The 22,817-nt window shown below is 36.2% G+C and carries 20 protein-coding genes and 3 pseudogenes; 3 read left to right on the top strand and 20 right to left on the bottom strand.

Going from position 1 to position 22,817, the window contains the following annotated elements; translation table 11 throughout:
* Positions 1 to 104 precede the first annotated feature (104 nt).
* The 12 genes and pseudogenes from ACOI1C_RS13525 to ACOI1C_RS13580 all read right to left on the bottom strand — a co-directional run.
* Positions 105 to 622 (bottom strand): annotated as a pseudogene (locus ACOI1C_RS13525) (APC family permease); the annotation flags it as partial.
* 484 nt (positions 623 to 1,106) lie between these two features.
* Positions 1,107 to 2,045, bottom strand: a complete 939-nt coding sequence (locus ACOI1C_RS13530; RefSeq protein WP_422511040.1) for a magnesium transporter CorA family protein — start codon at positions 2,043 to 2,045, stop codon at positions 1,107 to 1,109.
* A gap of 1,008 nt (positions 2,046 to 3,053) precedes the next feature.
* Entirely contained in the window at positions 3,054 to 4,004 is a 951-nt protein-coding gene (gene corA / locus ACOI1C_RS13535; protein ID WP_422511041.1) for a magnesium/cobalt transporter CorA, read from the bottom strand.
* A 105-nt stretch (positions 4,005 to 4,109) separates the two neighbouring features.
* Positions 4,110 to 5,186: a pyruvate kinase gene (gene pyk / locus ACOI1C_RS13540; protein WP_422511042.1), complete on the bottom strand. Its 1,077-nt coding sequence runs from the start codon at positions 5,184 to 5,186 to the stop codon at positions 4,110 to 4,112.
* A 140-nt stretch (positions 5,187 to 5,326) separates the two neighbouring features.
* On the bottom strand, positions 5,327 to 5,896 hold the full coding sequence (locus ACOI1C_RS13545; protein ID WP_422511043.1) for a Uma2 family endonuclease: 570 nt from the start codon (positions 5,894 to 5,896) through the stop codon (positions 5,327 to 5,329).
* A gap of 90 nt (positions 5,897 to 5,986) precedes the next feature.
* Positions 5,987 to 6,595, bottom strand: a complete 609-nt coding sequence (locus ACOI1C_RS13550; RefSeq protein ID WP_422511044.1) for an FMN-binding negative transcriptional regulator — start codon at positions 6,593 to 6,595, stop codon at positions 5,987 to 5,989.
* A gap of 474 nt (positions 6,596 to 7,069) precedes the next feature.
* Entirely contained in the window at positions 7,070 to 7,438 is a 369-nt protein-coding gene (locus ACOI1C_RS13555) for a hypothetical protein (protein WP_422511045.1), read from the bottom strand.
* 214 nt (positions 7,439 to 7,652) lie between these two features.
* Positions 7,653 to 7,808: a hypothetical protein gene (locus ACOI1C_RS13560; protein WP_422511046.1), complete on the bottom strand. Its 156-nt coding sequence runs from the start codon at positions 7,806 to 7,808 to the stop codon at positions 7,653 to 7,655.
* 576 nt (positions 7,809 to 8,384) lie between these two features.
* Entirely contained in the window at positions 8,385 to 8,558 is a 174-nt protein-coding gene (locus ACOI1C_RS13565) for a hypothetical protein (protein ID WP_422511047.1), read from the bottom strand.
* A 620-nt stretch (positions 8,559 to 9,178) separates the two neighbouring features.
* Positions 9,179 to 9,637 carry a hypothetical protein gene (locus ACOI1C_RS13570; RefSeq protein ID WP_422511048.1) on the bottom strand — a complete coding sequence of 153 codons (459 nt, stop codon included), beginning with the start codon at positions 9,635 to 9,637 and terminating at the stop codon, positions 9,179 to 9,181.
* Positions 9,638 to 9,659: 22 nt separating this feature from the next.
* Complete coding sequence (locus tag ACOI1C_RS13575) at positions 9,660 to 10,538, bottom strand: hypothetical protein (protein WP_422511049.1); 879 nt, start codon at positions 10,536 to 10,538, stop codon at positions 9,660 to 9,662.
* Between the two features lie 782 nt (positions 10,539 to 11,320).
* A complete protein-coding gene (locus tag ACOI1C_RS13580; RefSeq protein WP_422511050.1) occupies positions 11,321 to 11,503 on the bottom strand; it encodes a hypothetical protein in 183 nt (60 codons plus the stop codon).
* Between the two features lie 227 nt (positions 11,504 to 11,730).
* Between ACOI1C_RS13580 and ACOI1C_RS13585 the strand changes: the two genes are divergently transcribed.
* Both ACOI1C_RS13585 and ACOI1C_RS13590 read left to right on the top strand, forming a co-directional pair.
* Entirely contained in the window at positions 11,731 to 12,123 is a 393-nt protein-coding gene (locus ACOI1C_RS13585) for a hypothetical protein (protein WP_422511051.1), read from the top strand.
* 196 nt (positions 12,124 to 12,319) lie between these two features.
* Positions 12,320 to 12,667: a hypothetical protein gene (locus ACOI1C_RS13590; RefSeq protein WP_422511052.1), complete on the top strand. Its 348-nt coding sequence runs from the start codon at positions 12,320 to 12,322 to the stop codon at positions 12,665 to 12,667.
* Positions 12,668 to 12,847: 180 nt separating this feature from the next.
* Here the strand turns inward: ACOI1C_RS13590 and tnpA are convergent.
* Positions 12,848 to 13,277: pseudogene (gene tnpA / locus ACOI1C_RS13595) on the bottom strand (IS200/IS605 family transposase).
* 116 nt (positions 13,278 to 13,393) lie between these two features.
* Here tnpA and ACOI1C_RS13600 point away from each other — a divergent pair.
* Positions 13,394 to 13,711, top strand: a complete 318-nt coding sequence (locus tag ACOI1C_RS13600; protein ID WP_422511053.1) for a hypothetical protein — start codon at positions 13,394 to 13,396, stop codon at positions 13,709 to 13,711.
* Between the two features lie 184 nt (positions 13,712 to 13,895).
* On the opposite strand, the pseudogene ACOI1C_RS13605 reads toward ACOI1C_RS13600, so the two are convergent.
* From ACOI1C_RS13605 to ACOI1C_RS13635, 7 genes and pseudogenes are all read right to left on the bottom strand, one after another.
* Positions 13,896 to 13,994: pseudogene (locus tag ACOI1C_RS13605) on the bottom strand (ABC transporter substrate-binding protein); the annotation flags it as partial.
* A 270-nt stretch (positions 13,995 to 14,264) separates the two neighbouring features.
* Complete coding sequence (locus tag ACOI1C_RS13610; protein ID WP_422511054.1) at positions 14,265 to 15,392, bottom strand: hypothetical protein; 1,128 nt, start codon at positions 15,390 to 15,392, stop codon at positions 14,265 to 14,267.
* Positions 15,393 to 15,416: 24 nt separating this feature from the next.
* Positions 15,417 to 16,400 (bottom strand): alpha/beta hydrolase family protein, encoded by a 984-nt coding sequence (locus tag ACOI1C_RS13615; RefSeq protein WP_422511055.1) that lies wholly within the window; start codon positions 16,398 to 16,400, stop codon positions 15,417 to 15,419.
* Between the two features lie 76 nt (positions 16,401 to 16,476).
* Complete coding sequence (locus ACOI1C_RS13620; protein WP_422511082.1) at positions 16,477 to 18,129, bottom strand: glycerol-3-phosphate dehydrogenase/oxidase; 1,653 nt, start codon at positions 18,127 to 18,129, stop codon at positions 16,477 to 16,479.
* A 189-nt stretch (positions 18,130 to 18,318) separates the two neighbouring features.
* A complete protein-coding gene (glpK, locus tag ACOI1C_RS13625; protein ID WP_422511056.1) occupies positions 18,319 to 19,809 on the bottom strand; it encodes a glycerol kinase GlpK in 1,491 nt (496 codons plus the stop codon).
* 157 nt (positions 19,810 to 19,966) lie between these two features.
* Positions 19,967 to 20,518: a glycerol-3-phosphate responsive antiterminator gene (locus tag ACOI1C_RS13630; RefSeq protein ID WP_422511083.1), complete on the bottom strand. Its 552-nt coding sequence runs from the start codon at positions 20,516 to 20,518 to the stop codon at positions 19,967 to 19,969.
* A 185-nt stretch (positions 20,519 to 20,703) separates the two neighbouring features.
* On the bottom strand, positions 20,704 to 22,182 hold the full coding sequence (locus tag ACOI1C_RS13635; protein ID WP_422511057.1) for a SulP family inorganic anion transporter: 1,479 nt from the start codon (positions 22,180 to 22,182) through the stop codon (positions 20,704 to 20,706).
* Between the last annotated feature and the right edge of the window lie 635 nt (positions 22,183 to 22,817).

Genomic DNA, 22,817 nt, shown 5'->3' on the forward strand with positions numbered 1-22,817 from the left:
TCTAAATAGGTTTTCCTAATCTGAATAAAATAGACATTTTCTTTAATAACTAAAGACAAAAAAAGCCCATCATTACAATGAGCTTCTAAACTATATTATTACTTTTACCCTTCATTCTTGATTTGATTCTTTGGATTTAGCCGCCTATTTCTAAATCCGTATGAAATATAAATAACAAGACCAATTGCTAACCACACCACAAAACCAGTCCAAGTAAATGCAGAAAGCTGAATCATAAGATAAATACAGAAAATTATTGCTAATGCAGGAATTAAAGGAACCCACGGTGTTCTAAACCCTCTAATTAGTTCTGGTCGTGTTACACGAAGAACAGCAACACCTAGAGAAACAGTTGCGAAGGTGAATAATGTTCCTATGCTGGTTAATTCAGCTAATTTACCCAATGGGACAAACCCAGCAAAAATGGCAACTAATATCCCTGTGATCCATGTGCCTGTCAAAGGAACTTGTGTTTTAAGATTAATTTTTGACAAGCCTTAGGTAGAAGTCCATCTCGACTAATCGCAAAGAATAGGCGTGATTGTACAAACATCATCACGATTAGAACAGTAGTAATTCCTACGATGGCTCCGAGCGATTTAAATCCAGCTGCCCAATCTTGGCCTTTGCTCCTAATACTCGTTTAAGAGAATTAATCGTATTTTCAGATTGAAATGGTTTCTTACGAAGTAAATTCATGTTGACCTCCTGATGTGTAATACATGTGGAATTATGTTACTTACCAAATAGTTATTTTTAAAGACTGAAATTTCCACAAAATGCTATAATTAATTTTGACGTACCACAAAAAAAGCCGCTTATGAAGGGCAGCTTTCTGACAAACTATTATATATAGGTTATATTTACCATTAATGGATTTTTTATTCTAACTCTTTAAATCATTCAAACAGAGTTCAAAGTCCTTGTCGACAATGAAAACTTCTATTCTTTCTCCCATTTTAGTACTACTTTCACTATGGCTTTTAGGGTTATTTGACCTCGAGGGGCAGGGCGCTGGAGCGGGATTCAGTTGCACTAGCCCATATAAATTCTGATATTATAAAAAAACCAATGTTCTACTAGTAGATCATTGGCATTTCAAGTTATTAAAAAAACCTCTTCTTCCAAAAAATAACAGCTGTGACACTAGATAAAATGAAAGAAATACTAATGGCAACAAAAAATGAATAAGGATAATATTGGAATGGAATAAGCACATTCATTCCATAAAAGCTTGCAACCATTGTTGGTAAAGACATGATAATAGTAATGGAAGTCAGAAATTTCATGACAATATTCACATTATTTGAAATGACCGATGCAAAGGCATCCATCATACCGCTTAGGATTGTTGAATGTGTTTCAGCCATCTCAATGGCTTGTTGATTCTCGATAATAACATCCTCTAGCAGTTCTTGGTCATCCTCATACATTTTCAGGTAACTACTTTTTAACATTTTCTGCATCACGATGTTATTAGATTTTAAAGAAGTTGTGAAATAGACTAAACTTTTTTCTAAATTCAACAATGAAAAAAGTTCTTTATTTTTCATAGATTGATGCAGTTCCTTTTCAATAATATCCGTCTTTTTAATTATTTGTTTTAAATATTTGAGAAAAGATGTTGCCATTAAATAAAGAATTTGAAAAGAGAACCTTGTTTTCTTATAGGTGAAAAATTTCTTTACTTTATTTTGTGCGAACAAGTGAAAAATCGGGTTATCTTTTAGACATACAGTAATAAAGCAATTTTTCGCTATGATCATTCCCAATGGAATTGTATCGTAAATAGGGATGTCATTTTCATCAACAGAAACTAGTGGAAGATTGACGATAATTAAAATATTATCTTCGTCTCTCTCAATCCTTGATCGTTCTTCTTCGTCTAATGGATCTTTTAGGAAATCTATTGGAATTTGTAAAGTAGTAGCAACCTCATTAATCTCCTGTTCGGTTGGAGAAACAATATTAACCCAGCATCCAACGCTGATTACATTTTGTTCTTCAAGAATCCCTTGTTCATTTGTCAAATAAATTTTCAACATTGTGAAAACCTCCTCATTTTAGTGAGGAAGACAAAAGTACACAAGACACTCAAGGAATCTGTTGTTTTTTTTCGTAATCAACCCCCTTAAGACTTGTTCATTATTGACTTCCTCGTTATCCGAACAAGGTTCGGGTTCATTGCAACTTCGACTACTCAAAAAAACTCAACTCCTTTACTTTTTAGCTCCTTCAATATCATACTCGGACTACTTGTCCTTGTAAACTCAGTATATATTCTATTAGAACAACCAGTGGATCTTAAAAAAGTAAAACAGCCTTCATTTCGAAGGCCATTCTAGTAATTAATCTTAAAATCATTCCTTAATGCTAATAGTCACCCAGAATTTATACACGAAATGATTATCTATAGAACTCGTTTCTGCCTTAACCGTAAACTCGATGAATGAGGCTATGGTAAAAGGCCAAGGGATATACACTTATAGTCCGGAGTCACGTACCCATCATATATTCTTCCATATATATCGTTAGCAATTGAGTCTGCCCATAAATCTGCTTCTAATGGCTTTTTAGTTCCTTTCGGATTGGCTGCTGGAAGTATTGAAGGAGCTAGTTCCTTCTCTTACATCTTGTGCTTTTTGTCAGTTCCGCATTTGTTCCTCTGGATGTAATGCCAAAGGTAGTACGTCTCTTCGCAGAATATCAACCAATGACCCCAATTATTCAAACAATCAGAAATCTATTATATTCAGATGCTGTTGGAAAAGATTTGTGGTTGTCTATTGATTGGATGATATTAATCATAATGATTTCATATATATTTGGAATGAAAGCTTATAGGAGAGTATAAGCAACAGTAGTTCACGTTGTTTTGATTAGTAAAGTCATCTCATTTAAAATAATTAAGTGGCTGGGATAATGTGGAGATACACTCAAAAAACATTTTAAATATCTATTGATCTCACACTAAAAATCGCATATCGATTGACAAGTAAAAACACTCAGCAATAATATTTTTTTGTTACCCCTTCTTCAGATGACCATGATCCTTACTTAAACAACCCTTTTTTCCTAAACCAAAGAAACATTCCCATCCCCACAGCAAACATCACAAAAAGAGTTTGGAAGTATCCGTATTTCCATTTTAACTCTGGCATATAGTCAAAATTCATTCCATAAATACCGGCAATAAAGGTTAGCGGCATAAAAATAGTTGTTATGACTGTTAATACTTTCATCACTCGATTGGTTTGGTGAGAATTCAGTGAAATATAGCCATCTCTCATATCTGCGGTTAGTTCACGACATGCCTCTAGCATTTCAACCAGCTTTAATAAATGGTCATGAATATCCGAAAAATACTCCATCTTCCCTTGAATCCCTGTAAGTCGTTGGGATTTTATCATTCGATAGGTTAGATCTCTCATGGGTGAAACCGTGTGTCTTAATGATAAGAGATCCTGCCTGGCCTCAAACAATTTTTTTAGTAATGATTCCATTGATCGTTTTCTTGAGTTTACATTTATTTCATCTAAAGTGTCTTCTACCTGATAGACTAGCGGAAAATAATTGTCTACAATTTTATCCATCACATGATACAAAACCAGGGTTGGTTCCCATTTATCAAGATTCTTGGAATGACCAACCCGCTCCCAAACCGCATCAATTTCTGGTGAGGGTTCATGGTGAAAAGTGATAATGTAATTTTCCCCTAAGAATATATCTACTTCTTCTCTTGAAAAGGTAGTGGGATTTATCGCTTGAGCAACAAAAAACGTATAGTCCTCATAGTAGTCCAACTTCGGTCTTTGCAATATATGTAAACAGTCATCAATAGCTAACGGATGGAAGTTTAACGGATCATTCAAAAAATCTAATTCTTCTTCAGTAGGACAATTAAAATCAACCCAAAACCAAAAATTCTTTTTTTTAATTAGTTCAGCTATTGGCAAGTCTTTTATCAATTCACAATCATCGTTTATAGAAATGGTTCTAATCATATGATCTCCTTTTACATGATCTTCTTTAGTTAAACATATAAGAAGTATCGGTAAAATGAAATGAGAAGCAAATATTAAAGTGAAGAATGACATCAGCAACTACTATTATTCTTCTTCGACAAGTAATTCTTGATTGATGAGTTTTATCATATCCTCAAAATCAAAAGGTTCATATTTCCGGACAACTTCAGAAAACTGAGAGACAATCTTCAATGCTTCAATACTTTCAACGGGATGGCTTCCAGATGCACTCTCTGCTGATAGCATAACAGCACTCGTTCCATCTAGGACAGCTTGAAAGATGTCCGTTACTTCTGCTCTAGTTGGAATAGAGTTTTCAGTCATAGATTGTAGCATTTGTGTTGCTGTCACAACAAATTTACCAATCTTGTTACATTCAGCTATCATCGCTTTTTGTAATAAAGGTATCCAATAGTATGGCAATTCAACTCCTAGGTCTCCTCTCGCAATCATAATGGCATCTGACTGATCACAGATTTCTTTGAAGTTTTGTATGGCTTCCATCGTTTCTATTTTTGCCATTAGTTTGGGAGGAGTTGCTGTTCTTTCTTTAACAAATTTCTTAATTTCCTCAAGATGAATTGGCTTCCTAATAAAAGAACACGCCATATAATCGACTTGCTCCTCGATTAGAAATTGCATATCCTTTTTATCTTTCTCTGTTATCGCCGGCAGCAAAAGAGTTGTTCCAGGAACATTGACACCTTTACGAGACGAAATCTTTCCGCTTCTCATTACGATTGTTGTTATAGAATCTTTGTCCACTTCTGTTACGTTTAACTCAACTCCGCCGTCATTAATAAGAATGCGGCTGCCCACTTTGACATCTAATGCAAGACCTTTGTAGTCCACACTTACTTCCCGTTCGTCGCCTTCTATTTCTCGAGTAGTTAGGCTAAATCCGCTACCTACTTGAAGGATTATGTTCTCCCTTTTCAATTTACCTATTCTTATTTTCGGTCCTTGTAGATCGGCTAGTATTTTTATTTCCTTATTCTTTTCTTTACTTAATTGTCTCACAAGATCAATTACATTTTTATGACTTTCATGATCACCATGCGAGAGGTTTAAACGGACGATTGTCATTCCGTGGTCTATTAATTCGCCCAGAACTTCCTGATTTTTACTTGCTGGTCCAATTGTACATATACGATCTATCATCTCTTGCCTCCTCAAATACACAACCATATTATGTCCTAAAGTGACAGTTATTAAGAGACTTCTCCGGTAAAATAATGCAAATAAAAGAAGACGATTCCCTCTATTAAAGAAAATCGTCTTCTTTTGCATTCTTCTAATTGTTAAACTCCAAAAATAGTATTCAAGTTTAATTCTAATCCCTTTATTGTAAGAACCGACATGGTGTCTTCTCTCGTAAAAACTCCATGAAATTCGAACTGTTTGTCTTCTAAGTAATACACTTCTACTGATTCGTTGTTTACGTCAACAATCCAATATTCCTTTACTCCAGCTTTCTCATATAGCTGATATTTCTTCCATCGGTCTATCTTAACAGAGGCAGGTGAAAGAATTTCAATAATGATATCAGGCGAACCCTTACAGCCCTTTTCATCTAGCTTTTCCTTGTCACATATTACAGTTAAATCAGGCTGAACAACATTGTATGTTTCATCATCCTTATTTCCTTCTGAAAGCAGTCGGACATCAAAAGGGGCGAAAAAGACTTCACATTCTTTATCTCGAAGGAAAAGTGAAAACTCAGTCGATATCTCTCTTAGGACTTGTTGATGCTTTCGAGATGGAGCCGGTGTCATATTAATGACTATTCCATCAATTACTTCAATTCGATCTTCGTCCCATACTAGATAATCAGCATAAGAGTATTTACGTTCTTCTTGGGGAATGGACATGTTTTCATTCCTCTCGGGGTCGGATTTATTCTTACATTGTACTAAATTTAAGGATGGATTCAAAGAAGGTCACCTTTTTACATGTAATAATTACCCCTGTTGCTTTTTCATCAATTGAGCAATCTTATGACTATCCTCACTCGGGATTTGCTCAAGCTGCCCGATAACAAGATCTTGACGCTCTAATGAATGGTTCTGGCTCAGCTTTTGCTTTCCTTCGACTCTAGTAATCTTTATTTTAAAACCAACAATTCCCTTACTTAAAGCCTCAACATAGCTCGGCTCAACTTCATCAAGATTGTACAAACTATCAGGTCTTTCATATTTTCTAACAAGATCTCGTAACGTATCCATTAACTCTTGATCACTTTCCATCATTTCGACACGGCCATAAACATGAACAGCTACATAATTCCATGTAGGCACTGCTGTTTTTGTCTCGTACCAGGAAGGGGAGATATAGCTATGAGGTCCTTGGAAAATAGCGAGGACTTCATGGTCCTCAATGTCTTTCCATTGTGTATTTTGGCGTGCAATATGTCCATAGAGAATTCCCTTTTCACGGTCTAAAGTTAAAGGGAGATGGGTAGCATAAGGTCCACCATTGTGCTGTGAAAACATAGCTGCGAAGCTGTATTTTTCAATCATGTCATATATCACTTCGGTATCCTTTATTTCAAATGACTTTGGTATATACATATCGGATTCCCCTTTTACTTGTATGTATCTTAAGTATATAACAAGATATTACACTTTGATTTTTCCATCATAAAATAATTGAAAAAAGCCTGCCATTTTATATAGCAAACCTTGTTTCATTTATGAGTTCAATCTACTACCTAGAACGACACTTCTTCCCCATACCCCATTACAACAACCTTTGTTGATGAATCACCCTCTAGTGCTAGTTGGAGTTCACTATCTCGATTCATCATCATTTCCACTACAGGCAATTCACTTAAAAATGCATCAAGTATTGCTTGTCAATGGACACCCTGGATTTCTATCAGAAAACGAATCAATTAAATACTTTTTTCACTCTGACTTGTTAACAAATAAATGGCATGACCCTAATCGTAAAATTTTCAAATACAGCATCCCAGCTTTTATGAAAGTTATCATACAAGCTAAAGGTATGTATGTGAATTAGGTTTTATGAATGTATTGGATGTATTAAGCTTTTAATAAAAAATTCAACGCATCATCATAGTTGTCAAAATGAAACTCATTTTTATGGTCCGAATTCCTTGCTGTTCGTGAAAGCTGCAGCTTTACAACAGCACTCTTAAATACAACAGCAGCTCGGTTCATTCCCTTTGTTAGTAGCCATCTTTGATGTTCCTCAAGCTTCTTTTGAGTCTCTGTTTTTAGTACCCCAGATTCTCTCATATCAACTACCAGGTCAAATGTTGAACTCCTTAGACTTGTAATGAGTTTCTCAAGCTCTTTGTTTGCTTGTTCTACATGCTCTGGTTCAAGTGGTCCTACCCATTTTAACCCAATGATTTTCTTTGATTGATCGACAATCTTCACTTCATACATTTATATAACCACCTTTATATCTGATGGGTATATAGTACTGTATATTTATCTTGAATTCAAGATATGATGTGTTGATCACATCGGCACGATTCTTTAAAAGCTCCATTTCCTGGCTTAAAGGAAAAATTACCCATTCTGCATGTTTATCCTTGTCGCAATATTACCTTTTTTTTATTGATTTACAGAAATTTTGAAAGAAAGTTGAAGGTTTCACTCATTCATTAACCTCTTCTATTTCATCTAACAGCTTATGGATTCCCGCTGCAATTAGCCTTACCTCTTTCACTGTGGTAGCGTGCTTTAGCTCTTGCAAGAGCTCCCCGTACTTCTTGCGCTGCACATCTGTCTTGGAATCTAATAATAACCTCACACAACTTCTTCCTCCCAGAAAACTCTCTCTATCTATCTTTTGCCCTATTTGACACGAATTAATCTACCTTTTGGCACATTTCTTTTTTGCTTCTCATCTTTTTCAAAATTTTGTTTCTTCCCCTAATCAATATATAACCAGTTTTAGAAATTCATACACTTCGCTTCACTTATGCGCCTCGATTTTTTTCAAGTTCTTCGGTTTTGGGTCGTTCAACTCGTATTCTTTTTGTAATAGAATTCATTTAATCGAAGAAAATTCAAGGGCAAATGGTTCACCCGTTTATCAACTCTGTTTGCATCTACAACCACGATTACTTGTTCTGAGTTAGTGGGATCATTATTTATTAAAAGATTTAACCCCAAAAAGGTAGGTATTTAAAAAGTTTTGAGGGGTTCATGAACAGTCAAATACTTCGTTTTACAAGTTATTGGAAATTCAGATTAAAAACGGGAAAACCATTCTTTCCTTAAGCGGCCATTGCCCCGTATTTGCTCACTGCTCTGAAGTTATATGCTAATATTTTGGTATGAATCCAGATTTTTGAGCGAACTAAACCAAGGACAGGGATATCGTCTATTTTGAATCCTCTGTAGAAATTATTCCCTCTGTACCTGCTCTAAAATTGGCTAATTCTCGATGTCGCTCACCTTTCATATGACTTCTTACTTTATCAGTCTGTAATTTGTTTTTGGTATATCGAACAGTGTTGGCTTTCTTTTGCTGCTGAATAGGGCGTTTAGCCAACATCACCTTTCCCATTCTTCGAACGTTAGGTTTCATCTGGGTCAGAAGGATTATTAAGACTGTCGGGAGAGATTTGCTTAGCTTTGATTGGAATCTTTATCTGCGGTTTGCATGGCATATGGTAGCCTGAATGCCATGCAAAGAGAGATCATTGTAAGTGTGCCTTCCCACTATCCATAGTAATGATTTCCATGTGTTTTTCATTAGTAAAAGCCCTTCGAAAAGCAAAAACATTTAAATCTAAAATGACATGAAAAACCCTGACTATTTCTCAGGGTTTTCATATTGAAACTAAGAAGCCTTGGATATTTTTTGACCTATAAAAAAACCAACTAAGCTTGTCAAATAAGCGATAAGAATACTTAGAAGAGCCAAACCGATGTCTGGAGGGATATCTATATAATATCTTAATCCATAAATAGGGCCTGCGAAAATAAAAACAGTAGGAATTGCGAGTAGTATAAATTGGCTGAAGTGACCAAAAACAAACAATATAGCTCCTACGCTCCAATATATAGAAGAAAACTTTATAAAACTTCTTCTTTTCCTGTACCCAAGAAATATCCCATATAGTAGCCATATGAATATAAAACTTACCGATGACTATATTATTTTATTTCTTTTTACTTAGGCGTACTAGCAGTAACTAAGCTCATATAATCTTTTTGCCTTTTAGGGGTTATAAGAGTTCCCCCATGGTGATCTCTAATCCAATAATCAGCTTTTGAAACATCCCATTTAGTATCACTACCGTATACTCTATGCCCATACCATTCATAAATCCACTCCACCACTCCATCACATCTCATTGAAGTTATCTCATCAGCCTCTACCCAAGAGCCTGATGCTCCAGTATCATAATAAACTTGATAACCAACATTATAGGATATGGCTTCTGTAACTAATCTTCTTCCCATAGAAACAAATAAGTCCCTGTCGGAAGATGAAGTATATGATTTTGGTTTGTATACACCTTTAAAATTATAACCATCTAAAAAGTCACTCCAAGATGCCCATTTCACATATCCCGTTCCATGATGGTGAACAACTGGTAAGAAATCTGTACTTTTAGGTTCATCCATAAGCCCTACGTGCCATTCATAGTTAAAAAACACTCCATCTCGATAAACTGCATACCCTTGGTACAATAATACTCAGAATAGCATTCTCACTCATTAAATCAGAGATTGAAAAAAAGGCTGAGTCTGATAAAAACTTATCTTCAGTCTTTGCCATAACTGATTTACTTTCTTCAATGAAGCTTGCTTCTAACTCATCATAATCATGATTATCTTTGTTTTCATTTAAGAACTTTGATGTTGCTTTTAAAGCAGCAGATATTTTATGTTTTGATTCAGTATCTTTGTTTTTAATTATTTCCTTAGAAATTTCATATGCCTTTTCAAGATTTACTTGAGATAGCTTTTTCATACTTACAAACGCAATCTCATCATCATTATTACTGATATTATTTAATAATATTGGCTCATCACTTGATTCAACATCAGAATCCATCAGGATTTTGACTTTTATAGCTTTATCTATTCTATTATCTACTAATAATCTCTTTATTTCTCTTCTAACCTCTTTATTGTTACTGTTTTTTTGAAAAAATAAATCTACTAATATATGTTTGGTTATTATTGTATTGTTTTCTTCTGTAATTTGATTAATGATTTCTTCATTACTAATCTCTGATTTTTTCTCTACCAATGCACTTGCAAAAGGAATCAAAATACTACTTGAAATTAAAATATCACTATTACCATCTGACAATAAGTTAATCTCTGCTATGATTTCTGTTTTGTTAAGTTTCTTAATATCCTTAATAAGATCGTTCTCCTCTTTATTCTGATATTTCTCAAACAGATTTACCACATTCGCATTAATACTTCCTTCAGTAGTTACAGAAAACCCAACTGATACTAATAGACCTAACAGCAATGACAAGGTTAATAATACAACTTTCTCTTTAGATAACATTTTCCTCACTCATTATATCAATTTACTAGTCTATAATATTAGTTTTTCTATCTTTCAGAACGTGATTTACATAAAATTAACAAACTTTATATTCTTTGTGGACTAATTTAATTAGAGCTGATTTTTCTTAATTTTTCTATACTACTATTCATCCTTTTCCACATTACTGATCCTTGAAATGGCTTATTATATAATTAATAAAATTAGAAAACAAGCAGGTATTATTGTTAATATTGTTTGAGTGTCTTGATAAGCCTTGCTTATCCCTAAGATTGAGAGCCAATATATAATTGCTGTAGTAAATGCAAATCTAATGTGAAACATCTCTCATCACTAGGCGCTTCTATTCATAAGGCAGTATTTTTACAATATCTTATTATTTTCATAAGAAAGTTGGTAGCCCATAAAGTTCCACCTACATTATAAACAGAATCACATCTCGCTTTTTTTCCTTCTGTAATTTCTGGATGATTTAGTCTGCATAGAGCTTAGGGTCAATACCAAAAATCTCCCATGAAGTTTTACCTCCACGTTTCCTGTCTACTAGATGATCTAGCAATCCTTAAAAACTCCCTCGGAGAGCTGCTCTAATAGTGTTAATTGCAAACGAATATATAGAAGTATACACTATAATATTTCTCGTTTTCTGGCGTAAGCTGTTCCAGCTTCCGATTATTTTTTTCAATTATAAAAAGGTGCAATACAATTGCACCTTCCCTAAAATAAGTAATACACTTCATTTTATTTCATTCATAGTTTATAACCGGAGGCTAATTTAGCCTTTATTCATTGTCACGGTGACCTCTATTGTTGTCTTCATTACCTGTTAAATTTTTAACAGCATTCGTTGTTGCGTCTACCGCACCCATTGCAATATTCTCTGTTGTTTCTAATGCACTATGAACGGTATGAAATGCCGCTCCAGCTGTGTTTTTAATTCCTTTTGAAACACTTTTATCTGACAATTTTATTCACCTCCTAAACAAAAGTAGGTTGTGTATTTTTAAAATAATTATTCAGGTAATAACTTAGTTAATGCTTTAGTATTCATCTAGTTTCAAGTCAAACTTCTATTCATTTATTTTTCAATAGATGCCCACTTATAACTATGTCAGGGCCAAATGAGTTTCTATATACGTTTTTCACGTATGGTTGCTGTAATTGTGCAGTTCCAACCTGATAAAGTGGCGCTATGGCCGCATCCTCTTCTAATAAAATGCGTTCTGCTTCTTGCTTCGCTTCAAAACGTGCCACTAAGTCAGTGGTTAGGGTTGTTTTTGCATCTGCTAATGATATGCAAAGTCAATCTGACTATTATAAAAAGTTGGCTCAAGTGGAACGAAGAATGAATTATACAGATGGATTACATGTTGGTTCCACTTATACAACCATCGCTCACCTATGGTTCATTAAACAGCTTGTAAGAGCTTTTGAGTGGCGTTTTGTGACCGTTGAGTACAATTCTCTTATGACCTCTATTAATCGGGTATTTTCGAAGGAAATACGTCTCAGCAATGTTCAACATTTTTTATGTCAAACAGATAAAACGAAAACAAGGAAAGAGGTTCGTAAGGAATTTCTGTAAGTGAGAGTTGATTTAATTAGTTGGGGAAAGATGCGAGGATATGGAACAAGGTCTTTAAGAAAGTTGGCATCCTTGCAATTGCAAGAATTGTTCGAACACCATTATTTTCATAAAAGAAGTCTCCTCTTCTTCAGGAACGCATTTAGAATATGCAGATAATTCTATCTTGCATCTACTCACCACAATAGATAGAGGTTTGCGTTCGGTAGATTGCACTACGAATCTATCTATTTTTGAACCAAAAGATGCAGCAGCGTTGATTATGAATGCAAATGATAATGAAACGAATACCTTTATTCAACACATTCGGAGAAGATTGTCTATTTTAGAAAGACCTATAACGACTGCTCGTGGAGATGGCAAAAGTTATATCTATTTTAATTTTAATCCAAAGTATGTTCAGATGGCTTTAACCATTCTTAGAACATATTATAACTTCTGCCTTCTTTACAAGACACCCAATGGTACAAATGAAGCACCTGCTCAAAGACTAGGGATAGCAAAAAAGGTTTTTGACTTGAAAGATATAATATATCTACGTTAGATTGGCTTTATTTAATATAATGGATTTGACTTTTTATGTTAAAATAAATACAAGGGACATTAAACGACCACCTGCTAAAGCAGGTGGATTTAGACATAAATGTCAACGACTAAAGTCGTATATCAAGACTGAAGTCTTCTCAAAGTCCTTGTGCTAAAAGCATACTAAATTAGACTAAACTCATTCTTCAATCTTGAATATTTCATCTTTTCCCTCACTAAACTGGTTAGCTATATAGTTTCTAATAATTTCCTCAGTGACATTGCCAACTGTTGCACAGAAGTACCCTCTTGCCCACAAATGTTGTCCCCAGAATCTTTTCTTGAGTTCTGGAAATTCATCTTGTATAAGCCTGGATGATCGTCCTTTTAGGTACTGCATAATCTTACTTGGCGCAAGGCTTGGAGGACACGATAATAACAGGTGGATGTTCTTTGCCCACACTTCCCTGCAGAATAGTGATCCCTCTGGCTTCGCATCCTTGCCTTATTAGCTCTCGTGTTCTTTTGGCAATTGGAGCATGCAAAACCTTATACCTATATTTTGTGACCCAGATAACGTGGTATTTTATATCAAATACAGCATGACTACTTTTTTGATAACCGTCCATACTTTCACCTCTACTGTAGTATGGACATTTAAAGATAAGGCTAAAAGCGTATACCGTCTAAAGACGGTGGATTTAAACCACGCATTTGTAAATTAAATATTAAGGGGGATATACACTTGAAAAAATTAATTGTGTTATTAGCATTATTTTCAATCCTAGTCGGATGTGCACCAAAAGTCGAAGAAGGCATTTCACAAAAAAAAGCTGAGGAAATTGCCTTAGAAGATTTAAAACTAGAAAGCAATATGGAACATCTTAATGAAGACGGAGTAATCACACCTGAGAGTCTAGAAATCTTAGATTCAATCAAGGATAAAAAATATAATGTATGGATTGTAACGATTACATCTGATGAAGAAGAACCAAAAGGTAAAGAAGTTGCACAATATAAAATCGATTTAAATGGCAAAATCATCAGTAAAATAATATTGTAATGAAAATATTCGATTATTAATGTCAAAAGGATAGCGAATTCGCTATCCTTTTTCTATGCCATTTGTTATGATATTTCAATTTTTCTCTCCCTGAACCGAACCCGTTAGTAGAACTTACTCTTTTTTCCCGAATTAGTATAGGAAAAAGGATAAAAGTGTTGGAAAAATAAAAAGTATTGTATTGTATAAAGGCATATTGTGAAGCTGTAGCTGGGTCAACTACCTTTTGCCAAGCATAGACAAAATCTTGAGCAGTTACTGGTGTACCATTTGACCACTGTGCCAGGCACTTGCTTTCCGCGGGGAGCAAGTGCCTGCAACGAAAAATCAGCGGACAAACTTTATATCCTACATCTGTTAAAAGCAACAACGTTTACAACAGTCAAAAAGAAAAACTCAGAGCCATTTATAGTTCTGAGTTTTTTTATGCTAAATACTATGTGATCATGTGATCTATGTAGAGAATTCCATTGTTATTTGGACAGTTTATTTAGTGGTTTCTCCACAATAACTGAACTACTTAGCCAGAAGGCTCTCCCTTTTTATCTACCTATTAATTAGAAACTGTCGTATCCTGATTTTGAACATCATTGCCCTTTTTTCCTTTTAAAACAAGTGTAACTAGCACGACGAGTGCACTTACAATATAGATTGCTACACTACTACCGACTGAAGCTTCTTGGCCCGCAAATTGAACCGCTTGACCGGAAATAATGTACCATGTAACGAGTAGGGCATTGACGAAAGCTCCTGTGAAAATGCTGCCTGTCTTTCTGAAAAAAAAGGTTGAAATCAGAGCAGTTAAAAAGTTAATAAATACAAATTGGAATGCTACGATGTTTAGAAGTGACTTAGCAACATCCATCTCTTCATTTACGAAAAGAGGGATATAGGCCATTAAGAGTAGAACAACAATTCCTAATGTATTAATTCCTACACTCGCAAAGAACCACTTCCATGCCGTTTTTCCTTCTGTCGAACTTTCTCTTAAACGCATTTGACCATGTAACAATGCTCCGTTCACTAAGAAGAAAAGTAAGAATGGTGCTAAATATTTAACCATGATGATAAATTGGGACCCATTCATTGGTTTGAATGCCATGACCCAAATTCGGAAATCAACTAAGAATGCTGCATGCGCTAGGACTGTTAATAAGTAAAACGCCCCAACTGTTGTAATTGCTAGTAGTGCTGATTTTCCGATGGATCTGATATCTAATTCGAATCCATCCTTAGAATGAGAAATACCATAGTGATAGGAATTCCCGCCCTGTTTTTTGTTACTAACATTATGCCAAACAAGGAAGAGCACCACACCAATCACAGCGTTGAGTAGAACCCATACAACAAATCCGTTGGTTAAAGATTGGGGCCAGAAGCTATTTACTGGTAGCCATGCTGTTCCCCACGCTTGGAAAGGAAAGAATGTCAGTGCTGGAATTGCTGCTGCAATAATGGCTCCAACAATCCATGTGCCCTTTGTACTATATCCTTTAAATACTGGTACACCTCGTACCAAGGTTTTGAAATATCCTGTGCTTAATAGGTTGGCTGCAAATGAGAATAAGAACATGAAAGCACCCACCATGGCTGCTAGTGTACTAAACTCTTTTATTTTCCAAATCTGATCGGACGAGTCCATTGGATTTGGTGCCGGAATGGCTTGTTGCAAAAAATCCAACACATAACCAGTTGATTCTGTCGACTAGTGGTTAGAAGGATGTGTTTCATTTGGAATATATAAGGTACGTGCTGACTGGTCTTCAAATGATCCATACAGCTGTTTAGGTGTTACTGATTCTTCTGTTCCAAATACCTTTTTAATTTTATCTGTATCTGCTATTTGTTTTGCTTGTGGAACCTCCCACATGAGCTTTGCAAATTCGTCATACTTCCCAAACACAATGGCATAGTTAAATTCTGTATCGGCTGTTACTTCTCCAGCACCATATGTTTCGGTTGAGGATCCAACTTGAATCACCGTGTGAATCCACTCTGGATTTGTCGTTGCTGCAGCTAACGTAGACCAACCACCCATTGAATGTCCTTCGACAGCAATCTTTTCTTGATCAACAAATCCTAAACCTCTTAAGTACGTTAAACCTGCTATTGCACCTCGTGATGTCACTTCAACAGGCTCTTGCTCAGAATAGCCGTGACCTTGCATATCCATTGCTAAGACAACATATCCGCGTCTGGCGAATTCGATGTTAAATGAATCTTGAACCTCTCTCGTATTTATATAACCATGCATGGTCAAGATTGCTGGTTGTTTTTCTTGTGGATTCATACCTGTTGGTGTAAACAATTTTGCGCTTAGTAGATTTCCATTGTTTCCAACAAAACGAACATCTTTTACTGTGACGCTCCCGAAGTTAGTCTGTACAGAATGTGCTACAAGACTGCTTACTAAAACGATAATCAAAGATAGAATGACTGCTAGCTTACTAGAAAAAAAGTTTTTCTTCACAATTATCCCCCCAATTTGATCATATTCCCCACACGCATATACATTTAGGTGCGCTTTCATTTTTCTTAAACGTTTTGTATGGCTCCTTTCCTTTTGTAACATTGAATGGCCAAAATAGAGAAAAGGCCCACATAATACCGACTCTTTTAGTAGTAGCACTAAAAAAGCAACATCATGTGAGCCTCCATTTTCTCCATTCACAATTATCAACTTACTCATAGTATAGAGACTTGTAGACTAAAGCCAAGTTTATTTTTAGAAAATTCTATTAAAAATTTCGACGTTATTCTCTCTATTATATTGGATGGATCGCATCATGCAATTCGTCTTCAAGCTCAAGTGTCCAATCATATAATTGTTTCTCTGTCCAATTTAGTTCATTTGCCATAAATAGTAAAATTGGTTTCTTCCAGCTATGAATCCAATCTATGTTAAAGAATAATGCTCCCGTTCTACGAATGAAGAAATCAATGGGCTTAGATGTCATTTCAAAATGAATACTGTAAACAATTTGCACATAAACATCAATTGGTAATCCGTACTTATTTTTCGGGTCATAATCCCTCGCTATATGAAATAGTTCCTTTATATTTGAACCATAAAGGTTAGCCAAATATTGATATTGATCTCTTGTAAACCCTACCCTTTCAGCCTCAAGTAAGTGAGAGGCAACAAATTGAGGAAAATTCTTTGACCCTCCGACATGGCCACCTGAAATGGGCATATTTCTGGTCTGGGACTTTTTTTTGACAGAGTCATTCGATGCAAAATCAGATGAACGAACCAGCAAATCTACAATCATTTCGGACATTTTGCGATATCCTGTTAGTTTTCCACCAGCTATCGTAATTAGGCCAGAAGATGATTCCCATATTTCATCTTTCCGAGATATTTCAGAAGGGTCCTTCCCCTCTTCATAAATAAGCGGTCTTACCCCAGTCCAGCTGGATTCGATATCAACCTCTGAAACTTTCACAGTAGGAAACATATAGTCAATGGCGTTCAAAATGTAAGTTCTATCCTCTACTGTCATTTTCGGATTCACAGCATCTTTATCATAAAAAGTGTCAGTCGTTCCGATATAGGTTTTTCCTTCTCTTGGAATCGCAAAAATCATACGACCATCTGGAGTGTCAAAATAAACAGCCTGCCCAAGAGGGAATTTACTTTGATTAAAAACAAGATGAGATCCCTTTGTTAAACGCAGGTTTTTCTTATCTTTTGACTGATCCTTTTCCCGTAAAGTATCCACAAAAGGACCCGTGGCATTCACAACTCTTTTTGCAAAGATTTTATAAGATTCTCCCGTAATTTGGTCAAAAACCAGGACCCCGACTAACCTACCATTCTCATATACTAACTCTGTAACCTTTGCATAATTGACAGCTCTAACACCTTGATTCACTGCTTCTTTTAATACTTCGATTGTTAGGCGTGCATCATCTGTTCGATACTCCACGTAGTAGCCTGCACCTCTTAATCCTTCCTTCTTAATAAGTGGTTCCTTCCTCATGGTTTCTTCCACACTTAGCATACGTCTTCTTTCACTCTTTTTCACGCCAGCAAGATAATCGTATACACGCAGACCAATGGATGTCGAGATTTTTCCGAATGTACCACCTTTGTGCAAAGGAAGTAGCATCCATTCAGGTGTAGTCACATGTGGACCATTTTCGTAAACCACTTTTCGTTCCTTTCCTACCTCTGCTACCATCTTCACTTCAAACTGCTTGAGGTATCTTAAACCTCCATGAACTAATTTAGTGGAACGGCTAGATGTTCCTGCTGCGAAATCTTGCATCTCAACCAGCCCTGTATTTAATCCCCTTGTAACGGCATCTAATGCAATTCCACACCCAGTTATCCCTCCACCAATCACAAGTACATCCAATTGTGAACTGCTCATCTTCTTTAAAATATCTTCTCTATATAGGCTAGTGAATGTCATTTTCATGGTCCTCCTCCTTTGTAAAGAAAGTACAACAATCCTGGTTCAACCTCAGGTAGCAAGTGTGCTAGAGAAAGATAACGAAAAAAGACCAAAACATATGCAACAGCTATAGCCATTGATTGTTTTGGTCTCTCCAGTGTCTCCAACCGAAATATTAACTTAAGATTATGATACCATATTTCTGAATTATTTAAAAGCAATAGTCGCCTGGATGGCCTTTTTCCAACCTCCATAAAGCTTTTCTCGTGTAGTTTCAGCCATTTTTGGTGTAAAGCATGTTTCCATTGACCATTCCTCTGAAATCTCCTTTTGGCTATCCCAGAAACCCACAGCTAATCCCGCTAAGTAGGCGGCACCAAGTGAGGTCGTTTCATTGATGACAGGTCTCTCAACAGGAACATTTAAGATATCACTTTGAAATTGCATGAGAAAATTATTTTTTACTGCACCACCATCAACCCTTAACGCTTTTAATGGAATCCCAGAATGTTCTTCCATTTCGTGAAGTACATCCTTTGTTTGGTAAGCTAGCGATTCTAATGTGGCACGAATGAAATGCTCCTTTGACGTCCCCCTCGTTAAACCAAAAACAGCCCCTTTTACATCACTATCCCAGTAAGGCGTACCAAGTCCTACGAAAGCAGGAACCACATATACACCCTCTGTGGAATCTACTCTCTGGGCATAATCTTCACTGTCTTTCGCATCCTTTAACATACGTAGCCCATCACGAAGCCACTGGATGGCAGAACCCGAGACAAATATACTACCTTCAAGTGCATATTCTACCTTTCCATTTAACCCCCATGCAATGGTTGTTAACAATCCATGATCTGACGTGACTGCTTTCTCCCCTGTATTCATAAGCATAAAGCACCCTGTACCATACGTGTTCTTTGCCATTCCACGTTCAAAACAACCTTGGCCAAATAAAGCTGCCTGTTGGTCACCCGCTGCACCAGCGATTGGAATGCTTTGACCAAAGAAGACAGAAGGCACAGTATAACCATAAACTTCTGAAGATGGCCGAACCTCTGGTAGAAGTGATTTAGGAATGTTCAAAATGGAAAGTAGTTCTTCGTCCCATGACAATTCGTGAATGTTAAACAACAATGTACGAGAGGCATTCGAGTAATCCGTCACATGAACCTTCCCACCTGAAAGTTTCCAAATAAGCCATGTATCAATGGTGCCAAACAAAAGTTCTCCACGTTCTGCTCTCTCTCTAGCACCATCCACATGGTCAAGAATCCACTTTATCTTTGTACCTGAAAAATAAGCATCTATTAACAAACCTGTTTTCTCACGAAATAGGGAATTGTATCCGCTTTCTTTTAATTCGTCACAAATAGCTGCAGATTGTCTGGATTGCCATACGATGGCATGATAAATAGGATGACCCGTTTCCTTATCCCAAACAACCGTTGTTTCACGCTGGTTCGTAATCCCAATCCCTGCAATTTGTTCTGCCTTTATAGAAGCCTCCGCTAAGCATGTGGAAATAACAGCAACAATCGAACCCCATATTTCATTTGCGTTATGTTCAACCCATCCAGGATTCGGAAAGTATTGCGTGAATTCCCGCTGAGATACATGCACAATTTCACGCTTATGATTAAAAAGAATGGCCCGTGAGCTGGTCGTCCCTTGATCCAACGATAAAATGTATTTTTCCATATGTGGTGATCTCCTTATTTTTTAGTATAGTGAACGATTATTCTAATCAAAAAGACCCAACGAAAAACTCCTTTATTTCAAAAGTGTTTTACGTGGGACTCCAAATTCTCCGCCACAGCTATCAACTTATCTTTACTATATTTGAAAATGCTTTCTTTTACAATCCTTTTTGCTCAGATGGCTCAAAGTGCTTCCAAAGCATTTTATTAGAAGTCGTAATCGCAGACGCCCCTGCAAGAATGGCAAGCTCTACGTCCTCCACAGTAGAAATTAATCCACCTGTAAAAATCTCTTTTTGGGTTTTATCTCGTACCTCTCTAATAATTCTCGGCATTAAACCTGGTAATACCTCAATATAATCAGGTTTCGTGCGCTCAATGAGAGAGTAACTTTTAGCTAGTGAACTAGAGTCTAATAAAAAGACACGTTGAATGGCTTTTACCTTCTTTTGCTTTGCCTTCAATATCACGTTTCCTTTTGTTGAAATAATTCCATAAGGATTCATCTCTTGGCAAATGTATTCTGTCGCATACTCGTCACTCTTAAGTCCTTGCACCAAATCTATATGTAAAAACATTTTCTTCTGATGCTCGTCAGCAAGCTTATAACAGCTTTTCAGCCTAGAAATATGAATATCCAAAAACACCCCATACTCATATCCGCTATCTAGCATTTTTTCAAAATCCTTCATCTCTCGAACAGCTGGCAGTACCTCTTGGCCATGATACCCTCCCTACTTAAAATACTAATTAAATGACTAAAAAATCACCTATTAGGATAACTGTATCTCAAAACGTGGATTTCCAACAACATTTGAACCTTCTTTTGGTTCAAAAACTGCTCTTCAATCCTTACTGAAAAAACACGCTAATTCAATCAGCGTGTTTTTTCCATTTAATGATTTACAACCTTATCAAGTCCACCTGGCTTATTGTGAATGGCCAGTCTATCGAGTAAATGATGACTTTCAGAATTCAGGCCAATTAGAGTTACCTTTACACCGTTTTGATGATATTTTAGAACCACCTTATCGATTGCACCTACGGCCGAATCATCCCATAAATGAGCTTGGGTTAGATCTATTTTAACTTCCTTCACGTTCTCACTGAAGTTAAAGCTTTCAATGAAATCCGTGACAGAAGCAAAGAATAATTGACCTGTAACACGATAAACAATTTTGTTTGATTCATCTGAGGCCAAAGAAGTAACCTTTACTTTTGAAATTTTTGCCGCGAAGAAAATGGCACTCAAGATGATGCCAACTAACACACCTTTTGATAAATCATGCGTAAACAGAACCGTAACAACTGTCGATAGCATGACAATCGTGTCTGTTAGTGGAGTCTTGTTAAGATTTTTTACAATGGACCAATCAAACGTTCCGATCGATACCATGATCATCACACCAACAAGAGCTGCCATCGGTATTTGAACTAAGAAATCGTTTAAAAGGATGATTAAGATCATAAGGAATGTACCCGCAACGAATGCAGAAAGTCTCCCTCTTCCACCAGATTTCACGTTAATTACTGATTGACCAATCATTGCACAACCAGCCATCCCACCAAAGAAACCAGAAACAATATTCGCAATCCCTTGCCCTCTTGCTTCTTTGTTCTTATCACTTGTTGTATCGGTCATATCATCCACAATAGATGCAGTTAAAAAGGATTCAACTAAACCTACAATTGCAATAGATAAAGCGTATGGAAAGATGATTTGTAACGTTTCAAAATTCAACGGAATATCAGGAAGTAAGAAAAATGGCAACGCTTGAGTCAGCTCACCCATATCCCCAATCGTACGAACACCACTTCCGGTCATGACCGCAATAACCGTAATCACAACAATCGCTACTAATGGAGAAGGAACAGCTCTCGTAAAACGAGGTAAAATATAAATAATGGCTAATGCACCTGCTACCATTGCGTACATCATCCATGTTTCATCGACAAAATGAACCAGCTGTGAAGTGAATATTAAAATGGCAAGTGCGTTTACAAATCCGATCATCACAGAACGTGGTACAAACTTCATTAGACGACCTACCTTGAGTACTCCCATGATAATTTGTATGACACCAGTTAAAATCGTCGCAGCCAACAAATACTGTAGTCCGTGTTCTGAAACGAGTGTCACCATTAATAAAGCGGTGGCACCTGTCGCGGCAGAAATCATTCCAGGCCGACCCCCAACAAAGGCAATGACAACTGCGATACAAAATGATGCATAAAGTCCGACCATCGGATCGACTCCTGCAATGATTGAAAAGGCGATCGCTTCTGGTATCAAAGCCATAGCTACTACCAACCCCGCCAAAATATCCCCACGGATGTTACCAAACCATTCATTTTTGATTGTGTTACTAAGCATGAAGCACCTCTCTCTATTCATTTATAGTATATTGACTTTCAACTCTCATGGAAGTCGGGTCCGTTGTTAACAAAGAATATTATATAGGGGTTTTGGTCATTTGTGAACTACCTATGTAAACGTACTTATTACAGTTTATCTTGCTTTTCCTTTTCTTTACTCTCATTTCGTACTTCATGCTAGATTTAAGGGAAACATGAACAACTTAAAGGAATGTATGGATAAAGGTAGATAAACATCCAATATTTTGTTTTGCTTGCTCACTAGAAACCAGTTTGATGCAGTTGTAATAGTTGCCTAGGTCGAACATTCTCTTGGAAAAGGTTCTTGTGAGCGTAGTTGCAAAAAGAGCAAACTGCCCTTTTTTTCTAGAGTTAAATGAACTAGGTGTTATGTCAAGAATAGAAAAAAGGTGGCAGAATCTCTTCCGCTCACCCTTCGTTTAATATTTTTAAAATTTTCTTTTTAACAGATTTCGTTTATGTAAGATTCAAACACCGTATTTATCTTCAACCCAACCCAACTCTTTACTATATGTAGGAATTATTTTGATTTCGCTTGTTTGGTATTCTGAACTTCAAATAAAAGACTACTAATTTTCTACAAAAAAAATTTTATTATAAACAAAGAAGACA

The organism is Bacillus sp. DJP31, from assembly GCF_049310945.1.
GTDB lineage: Bacteria > Bacillota > Bacilli > Bacillales > SA4 > Bacillus_BS.

Excerpts from the sequence above, each read along its gene's own strand:
- ACOI1C_RS13620 (WP_422511082.1), bottom strand. The coding sequence starts at position 18,129 with ATGACATTCACTAGCCTATATAGAGAAGATATTTTAAAGAAGATGAGC.
- corA (WP_422511041.1), bottom strand. The coding sequence starts at position 4,004 with ATGATTAGAACCATTTCTATAAACGATGATTGTGAATTGATAAAAGAC.
- glpK (WP_422511056.1), bottom strand. The coding sequence starts at position 19,809 with ATGGAAAAATACATTTTATCGTTGGATCAAGGGACGACCAGCTCACGG.
- ACOI1C_RS13545 (WP_422511043.1), bottom strand. The coding sequence starts at position 5,896 with ATGTCCATTCCCCAAGAAGAACGTAAATACTCTTATGCTGATTATCTA.
- pyk (WP_422511042.1), bottom strand. The coding sequence starts at position 5,186 with ATGATAGATCGTATATGTACAATTGGACCAGCAAGTAAAAATCAGGAA.
- ACOI1C_RS13555 (WP_422511045.1), bottom strand. The coding sequence starts at position 7,438 with ATGTATGAAGTGAAGATTGTCGATCAATCAAAGAAAATCATTGGGTTA.
- ACOI1C_RS13615 (WP_422511055.1), bottom strand. The coding sequence starts at position 16,400 with ATGAGTAAGTTGATAATTGTGAATGGAGAAAATGGAGGCTCACATGAT.
- ACOI1C_RS13570 (WP_422511048.1), bottom strand. The coding sequence starts at position 9,637 with ATGGATGAACCTAAAAGTACAGATTTCTTACCAGTTGTTCACCATCAT.
- ACOI1C_RS13575 (WP_422511049.1), bottom strand. The coding sequence starts at position 10,538 with ATGTTATCTAAAGAGAAAGTTGTATTATTAACCTTGTCATTGCTGTTA.
- ACOI1C_RS13635 (WP_422511057.1), bottom strand. The coding sequence starts at position 22,182 with ATGCTTAGTAACACAATCAAAAATGAATGGTTTGGTAACATCCGTGGG.
- ACOI1C_RS13530 (WP_422511040.1), bottom strand. The coding sequence starts at position 2,045 with ATGTTGAAAATTTATTTGACAAATGAACAAGGGATTCTTGAAGAACAA.
- ACOI1C_RS13550 (WP_422511044.1), bottom strand. The coding sequence starts at position 6,595 with ATGTATATACCAAAGTCATTTGAAATAAAGGATACCGAAGTGATATAT.
- ACOI1C_RS13585 (WP_422511051.1), top strand. The coding sequence starts at position 11,731 with ATGGCCGCATCCTCTTCTAATAAAATGCGTTCTGCTTCTTGCTTCGCT.
- ACOI1C_RS13565 (WP_422511047.1), bottom strand. The coding sequence starts at position 8,558 with ATGTTGGCTAAACGCCCTATTCAGCAGCAAAAGAAAGCCAACACTGTT.